This window comes from Paenibacillus sp. FSL R5-0766, assembly GCF_037971845.1.
In the GTDB taxonomy this organism is placed as follows: Bacteria; Bacillota; Bacilli; order Paenibacillales; family Paenibacillaceae; genus Paenibacillus.
Genome location: NZ_CP150227.1, coordinates 3,422,696 through 3,436,042 on the forward strand (window position 1 = coordinate 3,422,696; position 13,347 = coordinate 3,436,042).

Consider the following 13,347-nt stretch of genomic DNA (forward strand, 5'->3'; position numbering starts at 1 on the left):
CGGCTTCTTCTCGCATGAATAACAGCACAGGAAAGGAGCAGGTTCACCGTGGAGAAACCTAATGTCTCCCTTAACTCGATGCCTCCAGCCTCGAGTCCAAAGGGAACCAGAGCACACTCGTTTTTTAAGCGACTTGTGCAGCAACGAACGCTTGCCTGGATGTGTATTCCTTTTGTCATCTGGGCTTTTATCTTCAAGTACCTGCCGTTATGGGGATGGACCATGGCTTTTCAGAATTTCAAACCGGCGAGGTCCTTCTCCGATCAGCAGTGGGTAGGCTGGCATCATTTTAGTATCTTGTTTGAGGACAATACCTTCTACCGGGTGCTGCGAAATACACTCGTTATGAGTTCCATTAAACTGGTGTTAGGATTTGTGACAGCAATTACACTGGCCCTCTTGTTGAATGAGCTGAAAAATGTCATATTTAAGCGTTTTGTGCAAACCGTCAGTTATCTGCCTCACTTTATCTCGTGGGTTGTTGCTTCCAGCATTGTATTAACAGTCCTCTCACCAGACGGAATTATCAATCTGCTGCTGATGAAGCTTCACCTGATTGACAGTCCGGTATTATGGATGGGGAAAGGTGAATACTTCTGGGGTATTCTAGGGGCAACTGAGGTCTGGAAAGATGTCGGTTGGAACACCATTATCTATCTGGCAGCGATTACGGCAATTGATCCGGCGCAATATGAGGCTGCCGAGATTGATGGAGCCAGTCGCTTCAAACGGATGTTATATATCACCCTGCCTGGCTTGAAACCGGTTATTGTGATCTTGTTGATCATGAACATGGGAAGTATTCTTGAATCCGGATTCGAACCCCAATATCTGCTGGGTAACGGGATGAATATGGACTATTCGGAGAATCTGGACATCTTTGTATTGAAATATGGATTAGGGATGGGGAACTTTTCCTTAGGTACAGCAGGCGGCATATTCAAAACTGTGGTCAGCTTCATCTTCCTTTTCTCCGCGAACTATATAGCAAAAAAAATGGGAGAGAGCAGACTATTCTAAAAGGAGGCCTAAGCCATGCGTAAAGGAAACACATCCCGCTTTCGGAATAGCAGCACCGGGGATCGAGCGTTTGACACCATTAACATCGTCTTCATGGTATGTCTGATGATTGTGACGATTTATCCCTTTGTTAATATGATTGCTGTATCCTTCAATAATGCAAATGATGCCATTCGGGGTGGAATATATCTATGGCCTCGTGTATGGACACTGGACAACTACAAATACATTTTTGGCGAATCCGATATCTATCACGCAACTCTGATCTCGGCGCTGCGTACGGTCATTGGAACCGTGGTGTCCGTCTTCTGTACAGCCATGCTCGCGTATACGGTTAGTCGTCAGGAATTTGTGCTTCGCAAGTTTGTTACGATGTTTTTTGTCTTCACCATGTACTTCAGCGGGGGGTTGATCCCCGGTTATCTGCTGATTCGAGACCTTGGATTGATTGGTTCCTTCTGGGTATATATCATTCCGGGTGTAATCGGTGTCTTCAATATGATTGTCATCCGTTCATTTATTGAAGGTCTTCCTGAAGGCATTCTGGAGTCAGCACGCATTGACGGGGCAGGGGAGTTCACGACATTTATCCGCGTTGTCCTGCCCCTAACGATTCCCGCAATGGCAACCGTATCACTCTTTGTAGCCGTGGGACAATGGAATTCCTGGTTCGATGTATTCTTGTACAACTCTTCCAATAAAGAATTAAGCACATTGCAATACGAGTTGATGAAGATTCTGCAAACTTCGACGACCTCAGCGACATCATCAGCTAGTGATGCTTATCAGTCTGCCGAGAGTAATGCAACGGCTGTCACACCAACCTCGATTCGGGCGACCATGACCATTATTGCAAGTGTTCCTATTCTGATGGTGTATCCGTTCTTACAGAAATACTTTGTACAGGGCATGACGATTGGAGGCGTGAAGGGATAGTCAATTCCCTGAATATAATTTCATAGAAGTATGAAAACGCAACAAACTGTACCGTAGTAGCGTCTATTCATCCATAGAATACAACAGGAGTGAAACAAATGCATGTAAAATGGAAGACGATTATTGGTGCTGTTGTCGGCTCTATGCTTATAGGGGTGGGAACGGCAGCTGCGGAAGAAACGTTTGTTGATCTAAAGTATTCCAAGTGGGCAGAGGATGGCATCACGTATATGGCGAAACGGGGAACAGTAGCCGGATATGGCAATGGGATCTTCAAGCCAGAGGCACTTGTGACAAGAGCACAAGCTGTCACTTTTATGGTGCGGGAGCTTTATCCAGATCAACTTCAAAGAGCAGTGGAAGGCACAACCTATTCGGATGTGCCAACTACACACCCGTTCCATCGAGAAATCATGATAGCTGCTAAAAATGGACTTGCAAGTGGTTTTCCTAACGGAACCTTCCGTCCGGACGCACCGCTTAGCCGCGCAGAGACTGCGGCCTTCCTTACACGGGCTTATTCACTAGCGGAAGGTAAGAATCCTGCTAAATGGACTGATACGGACAGGCATTGGGCTGCAGCACCGATTCTTATTATGAGTTCAAACGGCTTGGTCGGCGGTTATTCAGATGCCACCTTCCGTCCGAATCAAGCTGTCACGCGTGCTGAATATGCCGTATTTATGGCGAGAGTAATTCGCTTCGAACGTGAAGCGGCCATTCGGACACAAGATTGGGATAAGCTGATATCCTATATGACGGTAAGCGAGCAAGTTGGTCAGATGCTTATGCCCGACATTAGGCAATGGAATGGTAAAGCGACGACGACCGTGAATGAAGGACTGAAACGCACGATCCATGATCAGGACTTGGGCGGACTTATTCTTTTTGACAAAAATATTGTAGACGTGACGCAGCTTACAACGTTCACACATGATATCCAAAGAGAAGCAGGTGACATTCCTCTATTTCTTAGCATCGACCAAGAAGGAGGCGTTATTAAGCGAATACCAGGAGGCACGAACCTTCCCGGGCAGATGGCGCTTGGCGCAACTGGAGATGCAACGCTAGCCGAAGCAGCTGGTCAGCTGACAGGGGAGGAGCTGAAGGCATTAGGATTGCAGATCAATTTTGCGCCAGTGCTGGACATCAACAGTAATCCAGATAACCCCATCATTGGTATACGTTCGTTTGGCTCGGATGCGGATTTGGTGACACGGCTTGGTCTGGCAACGATAAAAGGGCTACAGCAATCAGGGGTGATGGCGGCAGTTAAGCATTTTCCGGGACATGGAGATACAACGGTAGATTCCCATCTTGGTATGCCTGTGCTTGCCCATAACCGAGAACGGCTTGATGCGGTAGAATTAAAACCGTTTCGGGCTGCGATTAAAAATGGGGTAGAGATGATTATGACCGCGCATATTGCTTTCCCTGCCATAGACAACGAACATGTCACTTCGCTCAAAGACGGTGAACGTGTGCCGATTCCTGCCACCTTATCGAAAAAGGTACTGACAGGACTTCTTCGAGGAGAGTTGGGATACAAAGGTCTCATCGTGTCGGATGCCTTTACCATGAATGCAATTGCGGAGCATTTTGGGGAGAATCAATCAGTAGAACGCGCCGTTTCCGCAGGTGTTGATATCATCCTTATGCCAAAAGATTCAGCAGCGGCCCATCAAACGCTGGTGAACGCGGTGAACAATGAAACGATCAAGGATGAAACCATACATGCATCTGTGAAACGAATCTTGGAGATGAAAGCGAAATATGGTTTATTTGAACGCAGTCAAACTCTCGCGCAAAAGCTAACTAAACTTAACGGTATCATCGGATCGAAGGCGCACCGAGCAGTGGAGCAGACAATCGCAGAGCGGGCGGTCACTGTACTCAGCAGTCGCGAAGGTGTGCTTCCTGATCCAATGAAGCAAGGCGACCGGGTTGTTATTGTCGCAGCCGAGCAGGAACAGGCGAAACAGCTTGAGAAGCAACTGTTGCAGGCCGCTAATAATCTGTCGTTAAAAACTGAAATTGTACTTGTTGGTCAAGGCAACATGAATGAAACGCTCCAAGCAATTGGCAAAGCCAATTATGTCATTCTTGTTTCTTACCAGTTCCGCAATGTGGCCAGCCAGTTCGGTTGGGGTGATTATCAAACCTTGATTAATGCGATGAACAAGAGTAATCAGCGATATACGCTGTTCTCACTCGGTAACCCTTACGAGATGATCTATTTACAGAACGTGCGCTCAGGGCTTGCTGTGTATGGAAAGCAGGAGCCAAATACGTCTGCCGGGATCAAAGTATTGCTTGGTCAACTGAAAGCTGGAGGACAGTTGCCGGTACTAACGGATTAAATGATACTTTATAGAACATTAATGTAACCCAGTGAAAAAGAGAAACTGGGTTGTCTCGAAAAAACTCCCTTAAAGTCGCTTTTATAGCGGCTTTTTTTTTGATTTACAGGTCATTATTCTTAGGTAGAAGAACTTGACCCGATCTCAGATGGCATACTAGAACGTATTGCACCCCTGATGTTAAAAAAAGATTGCTCAATTTTAACCGCAATTGAAAGCGAATACATATTCTCATCATAATTGTACGTATAGGAGGTATGATTTAAGCAATCTATATACACCAGAAGTCAATAAAATAACGAATGTAACCGCTTATTTGAAAACGAACGTTCAAAAAATGCTGTGGTTAATAACCGACTAGAGGTGAAGTGATATGGATTATAAAGAACTGTCCAAACAAATCGTGAAAAACATTGGTGGAGAGAAGAATGTAACTTCTTTGATGCACTGTGCAACACGGTTAAGATTCGTTTTGAAGGACCCGGACAAGGCAAACAAAAACAAATTGATGGAGCTAGACGGGGTGATTCAGGCCTTGGAGGCAACTGGTCAGTATCACGTCGTCATCGGTAGTCAAGTATCAAAGGTCTTTGATGACATACAGCGTCTTTATTCATTTAACAGTGATTCCGGAGACGACGAAGAAGTAACATCCACGCCGCAGGAAAAGCAATCAGATGAAGTTAAACCTGCAAAAAGGAAAAATCCGATCAGTAAACTGCTGGAGACGGTCATCAGCATTATGGGACCTTTGATTGGAGTTATGGCAGCAACTGGTATTGTCAAAGGATTCTTGGCGTTGTTCCTGTCACTAGGATGGATTATGGATTCGAGTGGAACTTACAAAGTACTCTATGTCGTCGCGGACGTAATCTTCTACTTTATGCCAGTCTTTGTTGGCTTCTCCGCAGCTAAACGTTTCAAAATGAACGAACTGGTAGGTATGGCGATCGGTGCAGCATTATTCTATCCAACACTGGCAGAATTGCTTAAGGCTGACCCGATCAGCGTACTAATGTCAGGCTCCCTACTGGAAGCCCCCGTTTATACGACATTTGCGGGAATCCCTGTTTTGTTAGCCAGTTATTCAGCGACAATTATTCCTGCAATTCTGGCCGTGTATTTTGCTTCCAAGGTCGAGCATGTAGCTAAAAAATATATACCTTCGGTTATCTCAAGCTTCGGAGTTCCACTGGTGGTTCTGTTAATCTCTATTCCAGTTACATTGATTGTAATTGGACCACTAGCCATGCTGTTAAGCCAGATGATCGCTAAAGGTATTCTCAGTGTGTACGGCTTGAGTCCAACATTAATTAGCGCGCTTTTAGGTGGATTGTGGATTCCAATGGTTGCTGTGGGTTTGCATGGTGCTATTGTACCGATCGCCCTGACGAACTTCTTCACTAACGGTTATGATGTCATCTTCCCAATGATTACAGGTCATTCGTTTGCGATTGCTGGTGCAATTGTGGCTATGGGCATGAAAAATACCAACAAAAAGCAAAAAGGACTTGCTTATTCCGCCGGATTTAACTCGGGGCTTATGGGAGTCATTGAACCAGCCTTGTATGGCTTCCTGCTTGCTGAGAGAAAGATTTTAACGATGGTTTGTATTGTTTCCGGTATTGGTGGGGGAGCCATTGGATATTTCGGAGCCAAACTTTTGCAACTAACGCCGAGTGGAATCTTCGCTCTGCCAGGATTTATTGATACTCAAAACACTGGAACACAGGTAGGGTTTATCGTTGTACTGGTTGTTATGATCCTGTCATTCGTTATACCTTTTGCTCTTACATTACTGATGTATCGTGGTAAAAAAGAAAATATTTCAAACAAATAGATTCAATAGGGAGAGAGAAACCATGATGAAAAAAGATTTTTTATGGGGTGCAGCGATGTGTGCGACTCAGAGTGAGGGCGGCTATCTCGAAGGTGGAAAGGGTCTCACGCTAGCTGATCTTTTCCCCGCAATCAGCGAAGGTCGTTGGGATGCGATCTATAATATCGAAAAGGCGATGAACACAAAATACGATTACTATCCAAGTCATAACGCGATCGATTTCTATCATCGTTACCCGGAAGATATCAAGTTGCTGGCGGAGCTGGGGATTAATTTTCTTCGTACTTCAATTAACTGGGCTAGAATTTTCCCGAACGGGGACGATCCTGAGCCAAATGAAGAAGGGTTGGCTTTCTACGATCGATTATTCGCAGAATGTGCGAAGTATGGAATCACTCCTGTAGTTACATTAAACCACTTCGATACTCCGCTTGCTCTGATTCACAAAGGCGGTTGGAAAAACAAGAAGGTCATTGATTACTTCGTCACCTATTGTGAAACGGTATTCCGAAGATATAAAAATCACGTCAAGTATTGGATCACATTCAATGAAATCAATATGGTCCTGGGTATTCCAGCAGTTGGTGGTTTGATCGATCCTAATAAGGAAGAGAACATTCTGGAAGCCAAATTCCAAGCCGCTCACAATCAGCTTGTATCTGGAGCACTCGCTACAAAGGTTGGACATGAGATCAATCCTGATTTTGAGATCGGATGCATGATCGGAGCAGGTAAGAACTATGCCTACACATGTAACCCAGAGGATGTCTGGGCAGCTTATCAAGCGGATCAGAATGAGTTCTCACTAGTAGACGTACAAGCCAAAGGGAAATATTCCGACTATATGCTGAGTTACTTTAGAAGAAACGAGATCGATTTGAAAGCTACTGAAGAAGAAATGGACATTCTGCGTAAATATACCAGTGATTTCGTAGCGTTGAGCTACTATTCTACGCGGCTCGTATCCTCGGATAAAGAAGACAAAGAGAAGACTGGCGGCAACATTAATGGTACATTGAAAAACCCATATCTGGAGGCTAACGAATGGGGCTGGCAGATCGATCCGACAGGATTTAGAATCACGTTGAATGAGCTGTATGACCGATATGACCAGCCGCTCTTTATTGTCGAGAATGGTTTCGCAGTTAGAGAAACTCCGGACGAGAATAACTATCTGGAAGACGATTACCGTATTGCCTATTTCCGTTCCCATATCAAGGCAATGCAAGACGCCATGTCCGACGGAGTCGATATCATAGGCTATACCACGTGGGGGACGATAGATATCGTTAGTGCCAGCAGCGGAGAAATGAGCAAGCGATATGGCTTGGTCTATGTCGATCTGGATGATAAAGGGCAAGGAACGGGTGACCGCTTCAAAAAGAAATCTTTCGACTGGTACCAAGAGGTTGTTAGGTCAAACGGTGAAAACTTGTAAGTAAGGTTCTGTAACTAAATCTCATGAGGTCGGCTCGTCTAACGAGTGGCCTCTTTGATGTATGGTCTCTGATCCAAAGAAAAGAAACAAACGATATTTTGCATCTAAGATGAATGTATCAGGAGATGCCAGACGGGGAAAAGTATCGGAAAGACTAGACGAAAGTCTCGTATCCTGTATCAGATTTGCAAGATGAAAGCCGCCGGCAAACCTGTTGTAGCAATTCTAATGAATGGTTTTCGCCTGGCATAGGTATGGAAACGCTGAAAAATTGACGTATTGTTAGAAACATGGCATCTTGGTAGTTAGATAACAAACAACCACTTGAGTATGGTGCGTATAATTACTAAATGAATCTAAAGAAGAATTAAAGGTAGCCATGAACGCGAAATGTTTTTGCGTTTATGGCTTTTTTGGAGGCTTGTTATGAAACTTGTAAACCCGTGGGAAAATATCGCGATTCAACAAATCATCCCTGGAAGCAGCATCCATAATTTTGATGGGAAAGTTCATATCCTTTATGTGTTGAAGGGCTCTATCGAAGTTGAAAGTGAAGAGGAATCGATCAAGGTCGAGTCGCCAGGGTTTTATATTTTACCGAGATCCGACTCCTTTCAGTTGACGTCAACACAGACTCTTTCCTACGATATCGCACTCTATTATAACTATGATAAGAATCAGGGAGACAACGGATACCAGTTCGAGTTTCGTGGCGATTCGAGAAAAGGCGGGAATGGTAGTGACGAGGAGATGAGTCATCTTGCCAATAAGCTACTGTCCGGATTTTACTTGGAGAAAAACAGCATGTCTGACGTCGAGGTATTTAACCTCTACTTCTCAATGTTGAGCTTGCTGGAGAGAAAGTATTATAAGGAAGTTCCCATTCGCAGTAATAAAAATATGCGCAGCCGAATTGAAGAGATTAAATTCTACCTGGGTAACAACTTCGAGAAAGATATCAAGTTGAAGGAAATCGCCAAGAAGTTCTTCGTATCAGAACAGTATTTGTCACGAATATTCTCTGAAATCGTTGGACAATCGTTAAGCGACTATCTGCTGGGGCATCGAATGCGCAACGTGGAAAGACAACTGCTCGAGACAAACGATCCGGTAACCTCTATTGGATACGAGGCGGGGTTTACGAATATCAATTCCTTCAACAGACTTTTCAAAAAGAAACATGGCATAAGTCCGAGCACATTCCGTAAAACGAAGACGCCTAATCCGGTTATTCGGAATATTGAATCAGAGGAATGCGATCAAAAAGAATTAGAAGCCGTTCTGCAGCATGTGAATCAGGAGAAGAAGCGTAAAATTCGAATAGAAGCTCAGAATAGCGAAGATATAAGGATCTCGTCCGCAATCTTGAATGTAGGACAAGCTTCAAAACTGCTGATGACTGAGTTGAACGATCAACTTGCTGTATTTGAAAAGTACAAGATATTTGAATTCTCAAGAGTAAGTGGACTCCTGAACAGAAACATGCTTCGCGTAGAAGGAAATACTCCTGATTACGCACTGGTTGCAAAAGCGATCGGAAAGCTTGTGGCCAGAGGCTGGAAGCCGTTTATTGTACTTAATCCTCCCGAAGCTGCCGAAGTCGTTACGAGTGTTGGTCATAACCATAGAACATACTCCTTGGAAAACTGGCTAAAGGAAATTCAAGAATTGTTCCGTCTGTTACTTAATCAATACGGAAAATCAGCGTTGGTCCAATGGAAAATCGAAGTGGTCAGACCTAGCCCATGGCATTATGAGACGGGTATTAATCATGGTTGTGAACGTTTCAAGGGAAAACTTCGCAGTTATGACTTATCCCTGGATGAAGAATTTGTTAAGTACTACGATGAAGTACGGAAATTACTCAAAAAGGTGGAACCCGGTTTACAGGTTGGGATCGGAGGCATTGTGTTAGAGAATAAGGAGACTCATCAGCATGGCTTTCTGGCTCATCTTGTGCATGAGGGTATCGAACCAGACTTCTGTGGAATTTCCGCACTGCCGTATTCCAAAAAGAACAGTACCACTAACGGTAAATCTGCAATCGTCAAGTCAACCAAAGAAAACTATTTATTGATGATGACCCAAAGCCTGATTACGTATCTGGAGGATAATCTGAACGTACCAGACCTCTATCTCACCGAATTCAACATTACGTCATCGAGTCGCGATCAGTTGAACGATATGGCATTCAAAGGATTATATATATTTCACCAACATCTGGGTCTCACTGACCTCTACAAAGGCATTGGATATTGGTTGGTGTCAGATTTTGCTTACCCAAATGAAATTGCGGAGGAAACCATTGAGTTTAGTGGTGGTCCCGGACTTCTAACCGTGAGTGGCATTCCCAAAATCGGCTTTTATGCCTATGAATTCCTGAACAAACTTGGAAATACATTGCTTTTTCGGGATTCATCCTTGTTCATCACCAAAAACGAAGATGAGGATATTACAATTTTGGCTTATTTATACGCTCCGGTAGACCCATCATATTTTAGCTCGTTCGAAAAATACGATATGAACAGTAACAAATTCATCTTTCACAATCCTGCATCCAAAAATATGATATTACAACTATATAACCTGCCTGCAGACTGCCGTAACTACAGAGCTGTCGTAAAAAAAATAAGCTTCAACGATGGAAATGCGTTAGATGAGGCTTTAAAGATGACCAGTCTGAATTCATTCGACATGGAGACTATAGATTACTTAAAAGTCCGGAGTACCCCGGTAACTTACTTGAGACATATCCAGGCTCGTGGGGGAACTCTGGAAATGGATATTAAGATTGAGCCTCAACAGATACTCTGTATTACGTTGGAGCGAATGTATTGAGAACTATATTTTCTAATCATTAGGTTGTATGTATATAAGTAATTGCTCTAAATTAACCATCAAGTCTTAGAGAAATTAACATCATCAAGATTGTAGGAGTAATTAGTAGGTAAAATGCAATCTTTGTTATGAAAAAGTAACTAAAATATGATATGTAATCGGTTACTTCAGTCCAAAAAATCGGATAAACCCCATGTTGAGATTACAAGTATAAGTTATTAAATTATTAACATGGGGTACGAAGTGAAACAGGAGGAATGGCTTTTGTTTAAGAAAATGAGTGCATTATTTAGAACTGAGAAACAACCACAAGAGCAACAAAGTACAACAGTTGTTGCAGATGAAGTTCAACCATCTATTTCTGACGAAATACTGCTTAGTCCTATGATCGGGCAATTAATTCCATTGAGTGATGTAAAAGATCCTGCTTTTGCTATGGGGGCTATGGGGGATGGAATCGCTATTGAACCCATGGAAGGAAAGGTTTTATCACCAGTAGATGGTGTTATTATGAATACGCCTAAATCCAAACATTCATTATTTATCAATAGTAAGAATGGCGCAGAAATATTAATTCATGTTGGGATAGATACGGTTAAGCTTAAAGGAGAGCATTTCAATGTTCTGGTTCATGTAGGACAACAGATAAAAGCTGGAGATTTACTTATTGAATTTGATTTAAACATGATAAAGCAGAGTGGGTATGAAGTAACTACACCGATAATTATTACGAATAGTTCGAACTACTCTCAGATTGAAAAAAACGAATATAAAAAAGTAATTATCGGCGAACAAATCCTGCAACTACATGCCGAAGTTTAAATTTACTAATATAGAGTGCAATAGCATATCCCATATAAAGCCGCTGTCATAGCGGTTTTTTTGGTATGTACATAAGTTCGTTTACTCTTGAGTGCACCAACCCGAAGGCAGAAAAGATGCAAAAGACTGATCCATCTGCTGGAATCAGTCTTTTGCACTTTCTGGATATGCCGTCACTCATGTATTTCCTCGCTACAGACAAAATGGAGCAGCATCTTCACAAACTGCTCCCTGATCCGTGTATCCATTTCATCGGATTTGGACGGATCGATCTTAACGATCCTCTGTAGCATACCCATCATCGTTGTGAAGATGAATTGAGCAAGCTCGAGTGGGGGGGACGGATTCTTGATACTGCCGTCAGCAACGCCTGTAGTTAAAGCATGCAAGAGGAAATGGTCTTCTTTCCCGTGCTGGTTGAACTTATCATACTTTTCTCTTAATTCAGGACTAAAATCATACATCTCATAGTTGATATCAAATAATTGAATAAACCGGATGTAGTCTGGATGATCCTGGGCAAACACAACCCATACATTCAACATGACCTTAAGTTGTTCTCGCCCGTTCATGTCCTTCGTTGATGTACGACTAATCTCATCTGTTAAATGTTCGATCAGTTGCATCTGAATGGCTAGAAGAAGCTCAGCCATAGACTGAAAATGTTTATAAAAGGTCACTCTACTAAGTTCAGCTTTCGTACATACATCCTTAATCTTCACCTGGAGCAATCCATATTTCAAAAAAAGCTCCTTACCTGCTGCAATCAAATCATCACGATGTTTATTTCCCAATTGTTGATGCCAGTTTTCATTCACTTGTATACAATTGTCCTTTCTTCGAACGAAATGCGTTCAAGGTCAGTCCGAGAGAAGCGAGCAGCATAATTGCACCAAAAATATACGGGAAGTTTATGTTTTTGTCAAACAATAGTCCTGCGATCAGCGGCCCAATCACCGTTCCGAGACTGGAAAATGTGGTGTTCAGACCGGATGCATAACCTTGCCGATCTCCCGCATTCTTGGATATTAACGTGCTGACCGAAGGTCGCAAAAACGAATTAAAGGCAAAGAATAACGCAGAAGCGAACAACAGAAACACAAGGTTGACTTTAATTAACATTAACAATAAAGCTATAGGTGTGATTATCAAGGAGAGACGGATCAACTTAATTTCACCGATTCTCTGTACGAACCAATCCAAAAGCCAGATCTGAACAACGATACCGATAATCGCGCCCAAGGTAATAATGATGGAGATTGTTGCAGCATCAAATCCATATTTTTGCTCTGCAAAAAGAGCGAATACCGTCTCATAACTCATGAGGCCAAAGGTCATGACAAGCAATACAATCAAATATTTGAAATAGGGGACTTTAAAAGAACTCCAGATTTTTTTGCCCAAGTGATCTCCTTTTTGAAGACGGATGGAGACCGTTCTTTTCTCCGGGGGAAGTGTCTCAGGCAATAGCAACGTCATTAGGGCCGCAATCAGTCCCAGCCCCGCTGCGAAGAAATAGGGCATGCGAATGCCCATCTCGGCGATGAGACCGCCCAGACCAGGTCCCAGAACCATCCCCAAGTTCATAGCTGCGCCGAAATAGCCCATGCCTTTTGCACGTGTTTCTGGCGTTGTAATATCGGCGACATATGCGAGGTTGGCAGGAACCATTAAACCAAGACTGATTCCACCGATAAAGCGTGCGACATAGAGGAACGGTAATGACGTCGACAGCGCAAATATGATATCTGAGATGACAGACAGAAACATACCTGCGATGATCAACTTTTTGCGTCCAAATCGATCAGACAGTTGTCCCCCGAGAGGTGAAAAGAAGAATTGAGCCGCACCAAAGGCGGCAACTAAAAATCCTGCTACTGTGCCTCCCGCATGAAAAAGCTTCAAATACTCTGGCAATATGGGGATGATCATGCCTTGCCCCAATAAAGCGATAAACAGATTTAACATCAGAATGAACAGTGGAAAGCGAACTGATTTTGGTAATGTACTCATGTACGTCATTAACCCCTTCGTTTACAACTTGTTAACCTTTACATCGTGTAAACCATTTTAAATGATTTGAAGGAAATATG

9 protein-coding genes are annotated in these 13,347 nt (G+C 43.2%); 7 read left to right on the forward strand and 2 right to left on the reverse strand.

Translation table 11 applies throughout. From position 1 onward, the window contains the following. Nucleotides 1–78 precede the first annotated feature (78 nt). From MKY66_RS14895 to MKY66_RS14925, 7 genes are all read left to right on the forward strand, one after another. Nucleotides 79–1,020, forward strand: a complete 942-nt coding sequence (locus MKY66_RS14895) for an ABC transporter permease subunit (RefSeq protein WP_076210914.1) — start codon at nt 79–81, stop codon at nt 1,018–1,020. Nucleotides 1,021–1,035: 15 nt separating this feature from the next. After that, nucleotides 1,036–1,956, forward strand: a complete 921-nt coding sequence (locus tag MKY66_RS14900) for a carbohydrate ABC transporter permease (RefSeq protein ID WP_076210798.1) — start codon at nt 1,036–1,038, stop codon at nt 1,954–1,956. 98 nt (nt 1,957–2,054) lie between these two features. Further along, the gene (locus MKY66_RS14905; protein WP_076210796.1) at nt 2,055–4,316 is read left to right on the forward strand and encodes a glycoside hydrolase family 3 N-terminal domain-containing protein; all 2,262 of its coding nucleotides are present in this window, start codon (nt 2,055–2,057) and stop codon (nt 4,314–4,316) included. Between the two features lie 373 nt (nt 4,317–4,689). Then, nucleotides 4,690–6,156 carry a PTS transporter subunit EIIC gene (locus tag MKY66_RS14910; RefSeq protein WP_076210794.1) on the forward strand — a complete coding sequence of 489 codons (1,467 nt, stop codon included), beginning with the start codon at nt 4,690–4,692 and terminating at the stop codon, nt 6,154–6,156. Between the two features lie 22 nt (nt 6,157–6,178). Then, nucleotides 6,179–7,594 carry a family 1 glycosylhydrolase gene (locus tag MKY66_RS14915; protein WP_218639188.1) on the forward strand — a complete coding sequence of 472 codons (1,416 nt, stop codon included), beginning with the start codon at nt 6,179–6,181 and terminating at the stop codon, nt 7,592–7,594. Between the two features lie 426 nt (nt 7,595–8,020). Then, nucleotides 8,021–10,432, forward strand: coding sequence for a helix-turn-helix domain-containing protein (locus tag MKY66_RS14920; protein ID WP_076210792.1), 2,412 nt, complete (start codon nt 8,021–8,023; stop codon nt 10,430–10,432). A 264-nt stretch (nt 10,433–10,696) separates the two neighbouring features. Beyond that, on the forward strand, nt 10,697–11,254 hold the full coding sequence (locus MKY66_RS14925; RefSeq protein ID WP_076210790.1) for a PTS glucose transporter subunit IIA: 558 nt from the start codon (nt 10,697–10,699) through the stop codon (nt 11,252–11,254). Nucleotides 11,255–11,427: 173 nt separating this feature from the next. Here MKY66_RS14925 and MKY66_RS14930 read toward each other — a convergent pair whose 3' ends face one another. Together MKY66_RS14930 and MKY66_RS14935 are read right to left on the reverse strand one after the other, a co-directional pair. After that, a complete protein-coding gene (locus MKY66_RS14930) occupies nt 11,428–12,048 on the reverse strand; it encodes a TetR/AcrR family transcriptional regulator (protein ID WP_260632783.1) in 621 nt (206 codons plus the stop codon). 16 nt (nt 12,049–12,064) lie between these two features. Beyond that, the gene (locus MKY66_RS14935) at nt 12,065–13,267 is read right to left on the reverse strand and encodes an MFS transporter (protein WP_076210787.1); all 1,203 of its coding nucleotides are present in this window, start codon (nt 13,265–13,267) and stop codon (nt 12,065–12,067) included. Nucleotides 13,268–13,347 lie beyond the last annotated feature (80 nt).